Source organism: Gracilibacillus xinjiangensis (genome assembly GCF_042651765.1).
Classification (GTDB): Bacteria; Bacillota; Bacilli; order Bacillales; family Amphibacillaceae; genus Gracilibacillus; species Gracilibacillus xinjiangensis.
The window spans coordinates 71230-87019 of sequence record NZ_JBHSDT010000003.1; the positions used below are offsets into that span (position 1 = coordinate 71230).

At 36.8% G+C, this 15790-nt stretch carries 16 protein-coding genes; 6 read left to right on the forward strand and 10 right to left on the reverse strand.

Going from position 1 to position 15790, the window contains the following annotated elements:
- From ytzI to ACFOY7_RS03340, 4 genes are all read right to left on the reverse strand, one after another.
- Positions 1-159: a YtzI protein gene (ytzI, locus tag ACFOY7_RS03325; RefSeq protein WP_390249368.1), complete on the reverse strand. Its 159-nt coding sequence runs from the start codon at positions 157-159 to the stop codon at positions 1-3.
- A 275-nt stretch (positions 160-434) separates the two neighbouring features.
- Positions 435-782: a DUF1360 domain-containing protein gene (locus tag ACFOY7_RS03330; protein WP_390249370.1), complete on the reverse strand. Its 348-nt coding sequence runs from the start codon at positions 780-782 to the stop codon at positions 435-437.
- Between the two features lie 57 nt (positions 783-839).
- Positions 840-1781: a bile acid:sodium symporter family protein gene (locus ACFOY7_RS03335; protein WP_390249372.1), complete on the reverse strand. Its 942-nt coding sequence runs from the start codon at positions 1779-1781 to the stop codon at positions 840-842.
- A 58-nt stretch (positions 1782-1839) separates the two neighbouring features.
- The gene (locus ACFOY7_RS03340; RefSeq protein ID WP_390249750.1) at positions 1840-2616 is read right to left on the reverse strand and encodes an ABC transporter ATP-binding protein; all 777 of its coding nucleotides are present in this window, start codon (positions 2614-2616) and stop codon (positions 1840-1842) included.
- Positions 2617-3020: 404 nt separating this feature from the next.
- On the opposite strand from ACFOY7_RS03340, the gene ACFOY7_RS03345 reads away from it, so the two are divergent.
- The 5 genes from ACFOY7_RS03345 (at position 3021) to ACFOY7_RS03365 (ending at position 7745) form a co-directional block, all read left to right on the forward strand.
- A complete protein-coding gene (locus tag ACFOY7_RS03345; protein WP_390249374.1) occupies positions 3021-4490 on the forward strand; it encodes a catalase in 1470 nt (489 codons plus the stop codon).
- Between the two features lie 377 nt (positions 4491-4867).
- A complete protein-coding gene (ectA, locus tag ACFOY7_RS03350) occupies positions 4868-5344 on the forward strand; it encodes a diaminobutyrate acetyltransferase (RefSeq protein ID WP_390249752.1) in 477 nt (158 codons plus the stop codon).
- 110 nt (positions 5345-5454) lie between these two features.
- Positions 5455-6723, forward strand: coding sequence for a diaminobutyrate--2-oxoglutarate transaminase (gene ectB, locus ACFOY7_RS03355; RefSeq protein ID WP_390249376.1), 1269 nt, complete (start codon positions 5455-5457; stop codon positions 6721-6723).
- A gap of 56 nt (positions 6724-6779) precedes the next feature.
- Complete coding sequence (locus tag ACFOY7_RS03360; RefSeq protein ID WP_390249378.1) at positions 6780-7166, forward strand: ectoine synthase; 387 nt, start codon at positions 6780-6782, stop codon at positions 7164-7166.
- A gap of 153 nt (positions 7167-7319) precedes the next feature.
- Complete coding sequence (locus ACFOY7_RS03365) at positions 7320-7745, forward strand: YueI family protein (RefSeq protein ID WP_390249380.1); 426 nt, start codon at positions 7320-7322, stop codon at positions 7743-7745.
- A gap of 43 nt (positions 7746-7788) precedes the next feature.
- Here ACFOY7_RS03365 and ACFOY7_RS03370 read toward each other — a convergent pair whose 3' ends face one another.
- From ACFOY7_RS03370 to ilvD, 5 genes are all read right to left on the reverse strand, one after another.
- Positions 7789-8976 carry an aminotransferase-like domain-containing protein gene (locus tag ACFOY7_RS03370; RefSeq protein WP_390249382.1) on the reverse strand — a complete coding sequence of 396 codons (1188 nt, stop codon included), beginning with the start codon at positions 8974-8976 and terminating at the stop codon, positions 7789-7791.
- A 114-nt stretch (positions 8977-9090) separates the two neighbouring features.
- Complete coding sequence (locus tag ACFOY7_RS03375; protein ID WP_390249384.1) at positions 9091-9885, reverse strand: ABC transporter ATP-binding protein; 795 nt, start codon at positions 9883-9885, stop codon at positions 9091-9093.
- Complete coding sequence (locus ACFOY7_RS03380; protein WP_390249386.1) at positions 9878-10870, reverse strand: ABC transporter permease; 993 nt, start codon at positions 10868-10870, stop codon at positions 9878-9880. Before ACFOY7_RS03380 ends, ACFOY7_RS03375 begins: the two co-directional genes overlap by 8 nt.
- 157 nt (positions 10871-11027) lie before the next feature.
- Positions 11028-12071 carry an ABC transporter substrate-binding protein gene (locus ACFOY7_RS03385; protein WP_390249388.1) on the reverse strand — a complete coding sequence of 348 codons (1044 nt, stop codon included), beginning with the start codon at positions 12069-12071 and terminating at the stop codon, positions 11028-11030.
- Positions 12072-12425: 354 nt separating this feature from the next.
- Complete coding sequence (ilvD, locus tag ACFOY7_RS03390; RefSeq protein ID WP_390249390.1) at positions 12426-14117, reverse strand: dihydroxy-acid dehydratase; 1692 nt, start codon at positions 14115-14117, stop codon at positions 12426-12428.
- Positions 14118-14267: 150 nt separating this feature from the next.
- Here ilvD and ACFOY7_RS03395 point away from each other — a divergent pair, with 150 nt between their 5' ends.
- Positions 14268-14807, forward strand: coding sequence for a M15 family metallopeptidase (locus tag ACFOY7_RS03395; protein ID WP_390249392.1), 540 nt, complete (start codon positions 14268-14270; stop codon positions 14805-14807).
- Here the strand turns inward: ACFOY7_RS03395 and ACFOY7_RS03400 are convergent.
- Complete coding sequence (locus tag ACFOY7_RS03400; RefSeq protein WP_390249394.1) at positions 14794-15786, reverse strand: NAD(P)/FAD-dependent oxidoreductase; 993 nt, start codon at positions 15784-15786, stop codon at positions 14794-14796. The genes ACFOY7_RS03395 and ACFOY7_RS03400 overlap by 14 nt on opposite strands.
- Positions 15787-15790 lie beyond the last annotated feature (4 nt).

The window sequence follows — 15790 nt, forward strand, 5'->3', positions numbered from 1 at the left end:
TTAAGCATCCTTTGTTTTATCCTTTTCCGTCTCACTTTTTATATCTTCTGGTAATGGGTCTATCGTTTGCTTATACGCATACCCTTTATTCAATGTCATAATTGATAAGGCTAAGACAGCAATTACAACAGCAATACAGACTACAATTACAATCCACATACAACCCTCAACCCCCTCATCATCATCTGTCTATTATAACATAACAGGAGCTGATTTATAGGAGTATTGCGAACGCTTTTCGTTTAAGCTCATAAAATAAAGTAAGTAATGCTGAATTGGCAATTGCTATTCTCATTACAAATGAACAAGAAGGAGTTAATATGATGGGTAATTCAAATAATACTTCTGTTAACCGGCAAAAGAAATCCCGAAGAAGAAAGTCATGTAGTTGCAGCAGTTCCAAAAGAACGAAAAATACATTACGAGACAGTTAACTAAATAAAGTATGAAATAACAACCTCAACAATCGCAGCAACTGCAGCAACTGCCAGTATAATAATTAACGGCAAAAAAATAGTAGAAAAAAAATAAAAACCGATAAACAGTAAAACCGAAACCCAAATCCCTACACACCAATGACAGCTTAACAATTCACCAATCCATCTTCTGAAACCAGTTCCTTTGAAGGAAATAACCTCTTCTACTGTTCCATCAGGGAAGATCTTTTCTTCCCTTTCAAAAAATGGAGCACGGATGAAACCAGTGATTTTATCATATACAATTAATCTTGTTAATCGAAAAGCAGCTAAGGATAATAGTACAAAGGAAAGCCATGTAACCATATGGACACCTACTTTCTTTTTTACTATTATCCTATTTTACATATCTAATCTTCATGACTAATTAGAATTTAACTTTTTTTGTAAGAATTTACTATAAAGTGATGCAAGCACTTGTTGAAAAAGCATCCCCACAACAACAGGGACTGCCACCGCTCCCGGAAAGTATTGGACAGCAATAACAGCACCTGCAGAAATATTGCGCATCCCGCCACTAAATGTTAACGAAATGATATCTTCCTCTTCCCTTTTCAGTAATTTGGCAATAAACCATGCGAAAAAATAGCCGGTCCCAGCTATGAAAAACATGCATAAAGCAATTTGTACTAGTTTTAGGTCAATTGACTGTAAGTATGGCGCAACTGCTGCACTATTAATCATTATTACAAGAGCTAAAGTTAATTTAGAAAAAGGTGCCAGCCTTGGACTCCATATTTCATGAGCTCTTCCTTTTGTTAGTTCATGTAATATCATACCAGCCAATGATGGGATTACGATCATAATAAGTAAACCTTTCATCATTCCCCACACTTCCAACTCGACAACTTGACCCACAAACAAAGATAATGCAAAAGGCACAATAAATGGTGACAAAATCGTATCAATTAAAATAATGGATAGAGTTAAAGCAACATTCCCTTTATTCATAGAGACCCAAATAAAACTAGTTATACCTGTAGGAATAATCATCGCAAGCACAAATCCGGTAATTGTAAGCAAATCCCCTTGGAAAGTAATTGCCCCAATTGCCCATGCCCATAATGGCATAATTACATGGAGCAAGGTTAATGCAATAATAATGGATAATGGATGGGCGATAACTCTATGTAACGAAACAAAATTCAAACTTAAACTTCCCGCAAAAGTCATAAAAGCAAATATATAGATGACTAAACCTTCCAGATGAACAAAGAATGAAGCACAAATGACACCAATAAAAACACTAGTTGGTGCAATAAAAGGCATAATACGTTGCAATAATCGATTCAGCTGACTTAACATATAGTAATTCTCCTATTGTAAAACTTGGCTCCTCTTTCAGTACAAGCTAATTTCAATCCTATTTCACTTTTTTTATCGAAGGTCGCTGATCATGCCAGCTAACTTCTACAGCTGCTCCAAAAAAATCAGATAAGTTTGTACTTGTAATCATTTCTTTACTGCTTCCTTCAGCAAAAACAGTCCCATTCTTTAATAATAAAGTCTTATTAAATACCGGCAAAATTTCTTCTACATGATGTGTTACATAAATAATAGTTGGGTTCTCCTTGCTGGCAATTCGCTCAATTGACTCAAGTAATGCTTCCCTTGCAATAAAATCAAGGCCATTCGTTGGTTCATCTAATATCAATAATTCAGGATTTCCCATTAATGCACGTCCAACTAGAATTCGTTGTTGTTCTCCTTGAGACAAAGTGCAGAATTCTCGATTCGCATAATGATAACAATCTAAATCTTTCAATAGTTTTTGTGCTTGTTCTCTCATTTCATCTGTCGGCTCTTCATAAAGTCCAATAGATGCAAATGCACCACTCAACACGACCTGATATGCACTATCCGTTCGATAAATTTTTTCTTTTATCGTGGAAGATACAATACCAATCTGCTGTCTTAGCTGCTCACCTAGTATATCTTTACCGAATTGTCTGCCAATAACATTTACTTTCCCCTTTGTAGGGAAGTAATAAGAGCATAACATATGTAATAACGCAGTTTTGCCAGCGCCATTTAAACCAAGTAATACCCAATGCTCCCCTTTATTAATTTTCCAGTCTACATTTTCCAGTATCCACTTACCTTCTTTTTTCAAACTTACTTGTTCTAATTCCAAAACCACTAAGATCACCTCTCTATTTAGTATACACCTCTGCCTGTTAAATTTTTAGAATTTTTTTCATAAATTATATTGAAAATGATTATCATTATCGATATAATAAATGTGCATGAAACATTCCCTTTACACATATCTTTTGTTACCCCCAATCAACAAAAGTAAGGGTGTTTCCCAATCCATTGAGTGCAGCTATTTATCTTATCCTATCTGGAATCAATTAATTATAGTTGATAGGATGAGGAAAACGAAGGCATATGTCATAAAAAGACTATGTACAGTTTTTATAATAGCTGCCTCTCTTTTTTTTACAAAATATTTATTTAAAATTATTTTAAATAAATATTGATTTTTATAAAACTTGTATTATAATAAGATATGTATTATTCATTAAGGAGAGGTGCTTTTATATGAGTGAAGAAAAAAAATACTTAACAACTGCGTCTGGCGCGCCTGTTGGAGACAATCAAAATTCAATAACTGCTGGTCATAGAGGACCAACTTTAATTCAAGATGTACATCTACTTGAGAAATTAGCACATTTTAATCGTGAACGAGTACCTGAACGTGTTGTGCATGCAAAAGGTGCTGGTGCACATGGATATTTCGAAGTAACGAATGATGTATCTAAATATACAAAAGCAGCCTTCTTATCGGAAGTTGGCAAGAAAACACCTATGTTTATCCGTTTTTCTACAGTTGCTGGCGAGTTAGGTTCTGCTGATACTGTAAGAGATCCACGTGGATTTGCAGTAAAATTCTATACAGAAGAAGGTAACTATGATTTAGTTGGTAACAATACACCGGTTTTCTTTATTCGCGATGCAATTAAGTTTCCTGACTTCATTCATACACAAAAACGAAATCCACAAACAAACTTAAAAGATCCTAATGCTGTATGGGATTTCTGGTCATTATCACCGGAATCATTACACCAAATTACTTATTTACATTCTGATCGCGGAATTCCTGCAACTCTTCGCCATATGAATGGTTACGGAAGCCATACCTTTAAATGGGTAAATAAAGATGGTGAGGCTGTATGGGTAAAATATCACTTTATTTCTGATCAAGGTGTGCAAGGATTAGACCCAGAAGTAGCTGATAAGATTGCCGGAACAAATCCTGATTATCATACAGAAGACTTATTTAATGCTATTGCTGAAGGTAACTATCCTTCCTGGACATTGAAAGTTCAAATCATGCCAGTAGAGGATGCAAAAACATACCGTTATGATCCTTTTGATGTAACGAAAGTATGGCCACATGCAGATTATCCATTAATTGAAGTTGGTCGCATGGTATTAGATCGTAATCCGGAAAACTATTTCGCTGAAGTAGAGCAAGTTGCTTTATCACCTGGTCATTTTGTACCTGGTATTGAAGCATCTCCTGATAAAATGCTTCAAGGCCGTTTATTTGCATATTCAGATGCACACCGTTACCGTATCGGTGCGAATCATGAAGCATTACCAATCAATCGTGCGAAGTCACCGGTAAATAATAACCAACGTGATGGCCAAATGCGTTTTGATGGTAATGGTGGAAGTGCACCAAACTATGAGCCAAACAGCTTTACAGATACACCAAAAGAAACACCTGAAAACAAAATCAGCCCATTTGAAGTAAATGGTTTTGCAGATAGCGTTTCTTATGATAGTGATGATCACTATTCTCAACCGCGTGCTCTGTTCCGTGATGTTATGAATGATGAAGAACGTGAACGTCTGATTCAAAACTTTGCAGACCATATGAGTGGTGTGACTCGTGAAGGAATCATTGAGCGCCAGTTGGAGAACTTCTATAAAGTAGATCCAGAATTAGCAGAAGGAATTGCAGCTAAATTGAATGTGGAAGTTCCAGCACATTTAAAAAAATAACATTTAGATCGTTAATTAGAGATCAGCAATATTGCTGATCTCTTTTTCTAATTTAATAAAATTTTTAAAAAAGTTTTTTCGAATGATGTTTTCATATTGAATTATCAGGGTAATACAAAAATGTGTCTATGATCAAATTTTGCTCATTTGTAAGAATACATGACAATTCGGAAGGATTTATAAAGGTAATGTAATTGAATACCGCTGAGGATAACAGACAATGAATAAAACAGTTTAATCACTATATAAGCGGTTTGAGATTATTCCGGCAACCCGATAACATATATTATGTACTGTTTGAGCAAAGAAAAAATTGCCAAATATGAAAGGAGTAAATTGTCATTAGTATACAAAACAACCAAGCTCCCGAACAAGAAATAGTGTTCAGTCACCCTACAAAAGAGGACGGAGCAGCTATGTGGGAATTAGTAACCAGATCAACTTTGGATACCAATTCTTCTTATAAATACATTCTGATGAGTGAATATTTTAATGAAACATGTGTTGTAGCAAAACAAAATAACCAAGTGGTTGGTTTTATCACCGCATTTATCCCTCCAAAAAAGCAAGATGCCATTTTTATTTGGCAAGTGGGAGTGGATGCTTCACAACGAGGCAAAGGTATTGCATCTAAAATGCTTCATTTTCTACTGGAAAGTAAAGTCTGCAAAGATGTGGCATTTGTCGAAGCAACCATTACACCATCTAATCGTGCTTCACAATCATTATTTCAAAAATTAGCGCGCGATTTCGAAACTGAAATCCAATCAAGTGAATTTTTTACAGAAGATGTGTTTCCTGGTGAGGAACATGAAGAAGAGTTAAAGTTCATTGTTGGGCCTATTGCTCGTTAGATAATCAGAATATTCCGAATCTTCTGTCTTATACTTATATAGGCCATTTTTTTATTAGTCAGCGATGTTTTAATATTTTATTATTTCTATATATTAGGAGGAAAAAATTAATGTCTAAAAATATTGATATTATTAACCAGCACGAATCCGTAGTACGTAGTTATATCCGAAACTTCCCTACAGTGTTCACAAAAGCGAAAAAGCATAAAATGTGGGATGAAAATGGAAAAGAATATTTAGATTTCTTCTCAGGTGCAGGTGCACTAAACTATGGACACAATGATGATCATATGAAAAAAAAGCTGGTTGATTACATTATGAGTGACGGAATTACCCACTCATTAGATATGGCATCAACTGCGAAAGCTGAATTTTTACAGAAATTCCATGATGTTATTCTTAAACCGCGAGAATTGGATTACAAGGTAATGTTCCCTGGGCCAACAGGGACTAATACTGTGGAGAGCGCATTAAAGTTAGCGCGTAAAGTAACCGGGCGTACCGATATTATTAGTTTTACTGGTGGATTCCATGGTATGACAATTGGTTCATTATCTGTTACGGGTAACTCAATGAAACGCCAAGGTGCAGGTATACCTCTACAGAATACTGTAACAATGGCATATGATAACTATGTTGACCATGATACACTTGTTTATCTTGAACGGTTCTTGGAAGATAAAGGGAGTGGTGTCGCAATACCTGCTGCGATGATTGTAGAGACTGTTCAAGGCGAAGGCGGTATTAATGCTGCACGATTTGAATGGTTGCAACAAATAGAAGAAATCTGCCGTCGTTGGGGTATTTTATTAATTATCGATGATGTGCAAGCAGGGATTGGACGTACTGGTACATTCTTCAGCTTCGAAGCTGCCGGAATTAAACCAGATATTGTCTGTCTGTCTAAATCATTAAGCGGCTATGGACTACCCCTTGCTGTAACTTTAATTAAGCCTGAGTTAGATATTTGGAAACCTGGTGAACATAATGGAACATTCCGTGGAAATAACCACGCATTTGTCACAGCAACTGCAGCATTGGATTATTGGAAAGACGATTCTTTTGAGAAAGAAATTCATGAAAAATCAGAAATTATGTATAACACACTGCAAAAAATCGTTACAGACTACCCTGAAATTAAAGGTGAAGTCCGCGGCCGAGGGTTTATGGTCGGGATCGCTTCTGAAGTTGAAGGGTTATCAGCAAAAGTAACAGCAAAATGTTTTGAATCAGGTCTTATCATGGAGACTGCTGGACCAAATGATGAAGTATTTAAATTATTCCCAGCTCTCAATATTCCTAAAGAAGACCTAATAAAAGGATTAGAAATCATTGATGAAAGTGTAAAACATCTAGTAAAAGATCCTGTTGCTAATTAATCAGCTGCAACTATTCTAACTGGAGTTTAATAAACATACTATAGGAGGAAGTTTTCATGAAAGTAGTTAAATTACAAGATATCTTAGGTACAGAGCATGACGTAGATGGAGGTAACTGGGTTAGCCGTCGTCTAATCAATAAAGATGTAGGTATGGGTTACTCTGTCAATGATACAATTATTAAAGCAGGTACAGAAACACATATTTGGTATAAAAACCACCTGGAAACTGTTTACTGTATTGAAGGTGAAGGGGAAGTTGTTACACTTAGCGATAATAAAGTATGGCCAATTAATAAAGATACACTTTATGCATTAGATAAAAATGATGAACACCTATTACGTGCAAAAACAGATATGCGTATGGTTTGTGTATTTAACCCTCCATTAACAGGGAATGAAGTACACGATGAAAATGGTGTATATCCAGTAGATGAAGGTTAATTTGAAAGTAAAACTTTGAGTAAAGCTATTTTTGCCCCACTAGTATATATTGACATAACATCTCTTATCTTAAAAAAAACTCCCTTTTTCCTTGGGGAGTTTTTTATTTTGACATATACTAATAGGGAACAAATCAAATGAGGTGTTTCTTGAATGAGTAAGAAATTAGATGATTATATCCAAGAGGGAATTTATGGTCAAAAAGAAATCAATCCTGATGAGCGGAGAGCTTTTCTGGGATCACTGAGAGAAAGGGTCATTCTTGTTTTAAAACAGTCAGAAGTTCGCGGTTCCAAAGGTTTAGAAGAATTGGAAAAAGCAATTAAGCTATATCCTGATGCAAAAATATTAATGAACGGTGATATGAATTTCCGTTTCTTTAAACCATACCGGGAACTAGCTAATCGTTTGAAAGTAACTTATACTTCTGTTACAGACAGAGAATCAACTACAGATTACGGACTTGTTTTAACAATGGATTATGCAATTGACAAAGAAGAGATTTTCCTAAAGGAAGAAAAAAAAGCGGAAGGAATAACTAAAGAAAAAAGTTGGTGGAAAAAGCTGTTAGGTCTTTAAAAAATACAAGAGAAGAGTCTAAACCTCTTCTCTATACTTGTTATTATAAACGGAGGTTAGCTCTTTCTAGTACCTTCGCTAACTTCTCCATACCTTCTCTAATCAGGTTAGGTGATGAATTCGTGAAATTTAACCTCATCGTGTTTAGTTCTGGATTGGAAACATAAAATGGTGCTCCCGGTACATATGCAACCCCTTCTTTTACAGCAATGTCTAATAACTCGGTAGTATTAATTGATTTAGGTAATGTCACCCAAAAAAACATACCACCCTTTGGTTCCATATATTCTAAACCTTCCAGTTTCACTGTATCTAATAATTCTTTCATAACCAGCATTCGTTCAAAGTAGGTATCTCTTATTGTTTGGATATGTTTATCTATATCAAAATCATTAAGAAGATGAACCAATGCGTGTTGACTAACAGAATTCGTATGCAAGTCTGTTGCCTGTTTCGCCTGTGCCATAATTCGGATGATTTGGTGTGGACCAACTATCCACCCTATTCTCATTGCAGGCACGACTGTTTTAGAGAATGTGCTTGTATATAATACTAAATCATTTTCATCTAATGAAGCAATAGATGGTGGAGCCGCTTGTTGATCAAATTGTAATTCTCCATACGGGTCGTCTTCAAAAATCACTACATGATATCTATTCGCTAATTCCAATAATTTCAACCGCCGTTCTAATGACCAGACTTTCCCCGTAGGATTAGAATATGTCGGAACAACATAAATACACTTTGGCTTTAACTTTATTATCTTTTCTTCAAGGTCCGCTAAAACCATTCCATTATCATCTGACTCAACAGCAACCACTTTCGTTTCATATGATTCAAATACTTGTATTGCTGCCAAATACGTTGGGTTCTCTGTTAAGATGATATCCCCTTTGTTAAACATTACTCGTGAAAAAAGATCAATCGCTTGCTGACTACCAGATGTGACTAAGATATCTTTTGGATCTCTCGTCAAACCTTTTTTCTTCATTCTTTCTGCTAATGCCAACCTTAATGCAGCAACACCCTCAGTTTCCCCATATTGTAATGCTTTATTATTAGTAGTTATTGCTTTATGGAAAGCTTGATCTACAGCAGAAATCGGAAATAATTCTTCTTCAGGTAATCCTCCTGCAAATGAAATAACATTTCCTTGATTAATTACTTTTAAAATATCCCTGACAGCAGATGATTTCATAAACTTAACACGTTCAGAAAAGCCATATTTCAATTCGGTCATCCCCTTAAAAATTTCAAAAATTCCGGTATTTGTACTTAACATTATTATCTATTTATTTTTTTAACAAAAGACAGTTACCGTGTAACAGGTAACTGTCTCCTTCCATTAACCAAGTACTGCTCGATCATTATCCATTTGCTTTCCTCGTATACGCTGGAATTCATGTAATAATTTTTCGATAGTTAGTGCTTGTTTCTCTTCCCCTGATACTTCTAAAATGATTTGTCCTTTATCCATCATAATCAGGCGATTTCCTAAGTCTAATGCTTGTTGCATATTATGTGTTACCATCAAAGTTGTCAAATTAAATTGGTCAACAACTTCACCAGTAAGGTTTGTAATTAACTCCGCTCTTGATGGATCTAATGCAGCAGTATGTTCATCTAGTAATAAAATATTCGGTTCTGTAAATGTTGCCATTAATAGCGATAACGCTTGTCGTTCCCCACCTGACAGCAAACCGACTTTCGCATTCAGGCGATTCTCTAATCCTAGATGAAGTGTTTCTAAATGCTCTTTAAAAATTGTCTTTCTTTTCCTGCTAACACCAATTTTTAGAGATCGCTTTTTATTTCGTGCATATGCCATTGCCAGGTTTTCCTCAATCGTCATTGTTGGTGCTGTACCAGCCATCGGATCCTGGAAAACACGGCCAATATAACGTGACCGCTTGTATTCTGGCAGCATTGTTACTTTATTACCGTTAATAGCAACAGATCCGATATCTGGTTTTAAGGAACCTGATATCATATTCATTAAAGTAGATTTACCTGCACCATTACTACCGATAACTGTAACGAAGTCACCCTTTTCTAAGTGCAAATTCACATTTTGCAGTGCCTTCTTTTCATCCAAAGTTCCTTCATTAAATGTGATCGAAATATCTATCATATTAAGCATTGTTAGCCCCCTCTCCCTTGGCTAGCATTGCCCGTTTCTTTCTCTTACGTACAGATTCTTTTCTTACAGCAATAAGTTTAGGAGTAATCAGTGCCGCAATAACAATGATCGCAGTAATCAACTTCGTGTCACCAGCTTCTAAGAAGTCAAATTTAAGCGCCAATGTCAGTACAATTCTATATACAATCGCACCGCCAATTACTGCCAAGGTTGTTCTTGCAATTGTTTTTGTACCAAACAGAGCTTCACCGATAATAACTGATGCTAATCCAATAACAATCATACCAATCCCCATACCAATATCTGTGAATCCACCATATTGGGCAATAAATGCACCTGATAATGCAACTAGTGCATTGGAGATACCTAAACCAACGATTGTCAAAATATCTGTGTTTGCAGAGAAACTACGGATCATTTTCTCATTATCACCTGTTGCCCTTAATGCAAGGCCAACCTCTGTTTTTAAGAAATAGTCTGTTAAGAACTTAATTACTAATGTAATAATTATCATCATAATGACAATAGACCATGTACCAGGTACATTACTAGCACCCAAGGCTGTTACAATATTATTTAACCAACTATCAATCCCCAAAGAACCCCAAAAACCTTCCATTTGTTTAAAGATTGTTGGTTCATTTAGTAAAGCAACATTCGATTTTCCCATTATTCTAAGATTGATAGAATATAGTGCAATCATCATCAATATACCAGATAGCAGTGGGTTGATCTTTCCTTTCGTATTCAAAATGCCTGTAATCATTCCCGCTATAAAGCCAGCAACAAACGCATAGAATGTAGCTAACACTGGCGGAACCCCATTAACAATCGAAATGGCAGCAACCGCACCGCCAGTAACAAAGCTTCCGTCTACTGTTAAATCTGGAAAATCTAAAATACGAAACGAAAGATAGACCCCTAAAGCCATCAGCGCATAAATAATACCAGCCTCAAAAGCGCCGAATACTGAAATAAACCACATGTCTCTCTTCCTTTCTGTCCTGTGAGAAGAAACTTGGCTTATCGCCAAGTCATTACGGCGAAAGCTTTTTCTTCATTTATATTTTGTATACTAATATTTTTTATTCGCGAAAACCTCGACATCCATTAGCTCTTAGCAATGTCGAGGCCTGCAATTATTATTCCGTTTCTACTAATTCTGCTTCTTCATCCCAATCATCTTTCCAGTCAACACCTTGTGCTTCTGCTGCTGCCTTATTTAGAACTAATTCTAAATTAGGGGGCACTTCTACAGGGAAATCTGCTGTTGTCTTTTCACCTGTTAATATTTCAACTGCCATTTCTCCGGCACGATATCCAATATCATAATAAGAAAAACCGTATGCTGCAAAACCGCCACGTTTGACTGAATCAGGTTCACCTACGATTAGTGGAATACTTTGTTCTTCTGCTACACCAACAACAGTTTCCAGTGCAGAAACAACCGTATTGTCAGTAACAATGTATATAACATCTGCTTTACCAACTAGCGATGTTGCTGCTTGTTGTACTTCAGATGAATTTCCAACTGTAGCTTCAGCTGTATTTAAGCTAGTTCCATCAATAGCTGCTTTAACTGCATCGATTTGTGCAATAGAGTTCGCTTCCCCTGCATCATAAATTAAGCCTACTGTTGCCCCCTCAAAATTTTCTTCAATAAACTCAACGGTTTTTGAAATGGCATCAGGATGTAGATCAAGTACACCAGTAATATTTTCACCAGGTTGATCATTCGCCTCCACTAACCCTGCACCCACTGCATCTGTTACCGAAGTAAAAATAATCGGAATATCACTTGTTGCTTGTAATGTACTTTGCGCACTCGGAGTTGAGTTAGCAAAAATTAAATCAACACCGTCTGCAACGAAGTTATTCGCAATGGTAATTGCATTGTTTTGGTCATCTTGTGCACTTTCATACTTAAATTCAACTTCTAATCCCGCCTCATTAATTGCTGCTTGGAACCCCTCATATGCAGCATCTAAAGAAGGATGTTCGACAATTTGCGTTGCTCCAATTGTATAAACTTGATCAGAGCTAGCACCATCTTCCGAACCTTGCCCATCTGTAGTATTCTCACTAGAAGAATCACCATTAGTACTTTCGTTACTGGTCCCGCACGCTGTAAGTATTGCTGTACTGAGTAATGCTGCTAGAAATAGAAAAAACCAATTTCTCCTCATATTTTTTCCCCCATTTTCTAAATATTTAGTAAATTCAATATAATTAGATTTCATTATAGCATAGCTTCAAGATTATCGGAATGTTTTTATTACTATATTCCTAGATTGAAATAATTGGTATTATACATTTCCTTAAGACCATTAATAAGCTTTCTCAATATAACTATTCCATCCCTGTCACCCGCATTATTCAATTATTCTCCTTATTCCCTCTTAGCTATCTTACTTTTCCATTAGTAAAATGGAAGTCTCACAGAGTCTTGGGTTTTTCCTGTCAATTAGTAATATCTGCACATACGGATCTAGTATATAAAAAGCTTGTCCACCTTATGGAAGACAAGCTTTTAAAGAAAATTAAATATCTTTTCTATTAATAAAATCTGTTACTGCACCTTGGGATGAACAAGATACATTATGCGCATATTTACCAAGAACACCGCGTTTATATAATTCAGGAGCTTTCCAATTTGCACGGCGTTTCTCCAACTCTTCATCAGAAACATCCATGGTAATCTCTTTAATATCAGAGTCTATTGTTACAACATCCCCTTCTTCTAACAAGGCAATCGGTCCACCAACCTGAGCTTCTGGTGCAATATGTCCTACTACTAGTCCATGTGTACCTCCAGAGAAACGGCCATCAGTTAATAATGCTACTTTTTGCCCTAAACCTTTACCAACAAGAATAGCAGAAATTGATAACATTTCCGGCATACCCGGTCCGCCTTTAGGTCCAACATAACGGATAACAAGTACATCGCCTTCTTTAATCTCATTATTCATAACTGCTTCCGTCGCTTCTTCCTCTGTATTAAATACACGAGCAGGACCAGTATGACGTTTAACTTTCACACCTGATACTTTTGCAACAGCCCCATTCGGTGAAAGGTTTCCTTTTAAAACAACCAGTGGACCATTTTCACGATATGGGTCACTGAATGGACGGATAATGTCTTGGTCCTCACTTAATACTGGTGCATCTGCATAATTTTCTGCAATGGTTTTACCTGTTACTGTTAGACAATCCCCGTGTAAGTAGCCATTTTCAAGCAACAAACGCATTACAGCAGGAACCCCGCCAACTTTGAACAGATCTTCCATTACATATTTACCACTTGGTTTCAAATCGGCTAAGTGTGGTACTTTAGCTTGCAGGCGGTTAAAATCATCCATCGTCAAATCAACCTGGGCTGCATTGGCAATGGCCAATAAGTGAAGTACAGCATTTGTTGATCCTCCTAATGCCATTACTACTGTGATCGCATTCTCAAATGCTTTTTTCGTTAGAATATCTTTTGGATAAATACCTTTTTCCAGTAATTCGTAAACAGCTTCTCCCGCTTTCCGGCAATCTTCTATTTTTTCCGGAGACTCTGCAGGGTTTGAAGAGCTTCCTGGTAAACTCATCCCTAGAGCTTCTACAGCAGTTGCCATTGTATTCGCTGTGTACATTCCACCACAAGAACCAGCACCTGGACATGCTGCACATTCTATACCTCTTAATTCTTCATCATCAATATCCCCATTGTTATGTTTTCCCACACCTTCAAAAACTGAAACAATGTCTAATTTTTGACCATTACGGTACCCTGGTGCGATTGTTCCGCCATATACGAAAACCGCGGGGACATCAGAGCGGGCAATTGAAATTAAACAGCCTGGAATATTCTTATCACAACCACCGATTGCAACATATGCATCGAGGTTCTCTGCACCTACAACTGTTTCGATTGAATCAGCAATAACATCACGACTTGGCAAAGAATAGCGCATACCAGACGTACCCATTGAAATACCATCAGAAACTGTAATGGTATTAAAAATCATTGGTACACCGCCTGCAGCTTTCGCCCCATCTTTTGCACTAATTGCTAAATCATCAAGGTGCACATTACAAGGTGTAACCTCACTCCAAGTACTCGCTATCCCAATCATTGGTTTTTTGAAATCTTCATCAGTGACACCTACTGCACGAAGCATCGCGCGGTTTGGTGCACGCTTAGCATCATCAAACACATGACTCTTGATACGTAAATCTTTCCCCATTCCATTTTGCCTCCCAACTTTTTTTGAAAATGTTACAATATATAATAGGCTTAGACCATTAATCGAGAAAACTATCAGCCTAATAATTCTCAATAATGTTATCGTATCATATATTTTTCGAATACGGAATCATTCTAAAAGGAGAAAATAATGAAAATTCGCACAATTTTTGTCTTATTGTTAATGATTGCTATTTTTTTTGTGGTTTACCAATATAATACCTACCAAGAGTATACCAATAGACCAATGCCGTCCGACCTGCACCCGCTTGTTGAAGAGGCAAAGGAACAGCTGATTAAACAATCAGAGGAAATCGGAATTCCCATTTTAATTACGGACGGGTTTCGTTCAACTGTTGAACAAGATGCAATTTACGCAAGGGGACGTTCGGAAGATGGCAACATTGTTACATATGCCAAAGGTGGAGAGTCTTACCATAACTATGGATTAGCGATTGATTTCGCTATACAGCCGAATCCAGATGAAGTGATTTGGGACATAGAATACGATGGTAACAATAATGGAGAAAGTGACTGGATGGAGGTTGTGTCTATTGCCAAATCACTAGGTTTCAGCTGGGGCGGGGATTTTACACGGTTTAAAGACTATCCTCACTTTCAAATGGATTTCGGTTTGAGTATTCGCGAACTGAAAATGGGCAAACGACCTGAAGATGTTATCGATAAATAACTGTACTGTACAACTGCTCTGTTGTTCCTGGATCAATTAACAAATGAGCATGATTAACGGCAGTAATTGCTTCCGAATATCCTGAAGCAATTAATGTCGTTTTACCTGGATATTGCACAATATCACCAGCAGCAAATATCCCTTCCATATTCGTTTTCATCAAATGATCTACAGAAATTCTCCCCTTCGTTGTTTCTATTCCCCATTTTTCAAAAGGAGCTGCCTGTAATTCTAATCCGTAATGGGTAAGAACTTTATCTGCCTCGATCGTTTCTTTGTGCCCATCTTCATTCAAAAATACAACATGTGACAGCTTATCGTCATTTTTCAGCAAAAAGTCATATAGTCTTGCATGAAAATGAACTTCAATGTCTGATTCGGCCAACAGATCCAGTTCCTCTTGTTTTGCTTGCAAGAATGTATCGTTAGAATTTAGTATAACCACTTTACTTGCCATCTCTTTTAAATAAAGTGCCCAATTAATCCCAACTTTATTATTTGATGCAATGATCACATTTCTCCCCTGATAGCTGTCCATGTCCATTAATGTTGTTGGCACACTTGTTTTAAAACTGGATTCAGGTAACTCATTCCATTCCTCGGGTCTTCTCGTATGAAATGCACCTGTTCCAGTTGCAAGCAAGACGGTCTTTGTCAATATTTCCTCACCCTTAGCTGTCACTAAGCGAAACTGTTCATCTATCTTATCTACTTGCTCCAGGAAATCGCCGGTCAGTATTTTTGGCTTATGCCTTTTCGCTTGTTTTATCATTTGCTCCACTAACGCTTCGCCAGATACATCCGGAAAGCCCCCGATATCATAGATCATTTTTTCAGGAAGAAACTGCATTACTTTTCCACCTAATTGGTCCTGTGCTTCAATTAAAACAACTTTCATTTGACGCATTGTCGCATAGTAAGCGGCAAACAAACCGGTAGTTCCGCCACCCACAATTGCCAGATCAAATTTCTCGCTCATTTTC

Excerpts from the sequence above, each read along its gene's own strand:
- ytzI (WP_390249368.1), bottom strand. The coding sequence starts at position 159 with ATGTGGATTGTAATTGTAGTCTGTATTGCTGTTGTAATTGCTGTCTTA.
- ACFOY7_RS03330 (WP_390249370.1), bottom strand. The coding sequence starts at position 782 with ATGGTTACATGGCTTTCCTTTGTACTATTATCCTTAGCTGCTTTTCGA.
- ACFOY7_RS03335 (WP_390249372.1), bottom strand. The coding sequence starts at position 1,781 with ATGTTAAGTCAGCTGAATCGATTATTGCAACGTATTATGCCTTTTATT.
- ACFOY7_RS03345 (WP_390249374.1), top strand. The coding sequence starts at position 3,021 with ATGAGTGAAGAAAAAAAATACTTAACAACTGCGTCTGGCGCGCCTGTT.
- ectB (WP_390249376.1), top strand. The coding sequence starts at position 5,455 with ATGTCTAAAAATATTGATATTATTAACCAGCACGAATCCGTAGTACGT.
- ACFOY7_RS03360 (WP_390249378.1), top strand. The coding sequence starts at position 6,780 with ATGAAAGTAGTTAAATTACAAGATATCTTAGGTACAGAGCATGACGTA.
- ACFOY7_RS03365 (WP_390249380.1), top strand. The coding sequence starts at position 7,320 with ATGAGTAAGAAATTAGATGATTATATCCAAGAGGGAATTTATGGTCAA.
- ACFOY7_RS03375 (WP_390249384.1), bottom strand. The coding sequence starts at position 9,885 with ATGCTTAATATGATAGATATTTCGATCACATTTAATGAAGGAACTTTG.
- ACFOY7_RS03380 (WP_390249386.1), bottom strand. The coding sequence starts at position 10,870 with ATGTGGTTTATTTCAGTATTCGGCGCTTTTGAGGCTGGTATTATTTAT.
- ACFOY7_RS03385 (WP_390249388.1), bottom strand. The coding sequence starts at position 12,071 with ATGAGGAGAAATTGGTTTTTTCTATTTCTAGCAGCATTACTCAGTACA.
- ilvD (WP_390249390.1), bottom strand. The coding sequence starts at position 14,117 with ATGGGGAAAGATTTACGTATCAAGAGTCATGTGTTTGATGATGCTAAG.
- ACFOY7_RS03395 (WP_390249392.1), top strand. The coding sequence starts at position 14,268 with ATGAAAATTCGCACAATTTTTGTCTTATTGTTAATGATTGCTATTTTT.
- ACFOY7_RS03400 (WP_390249394.1), bottom strand. The coding sequence starts at position 15,786 with ATGAGCGAGAAATTTGATCTGGCAATTGTGGGTGGCGGAACTACCGGT.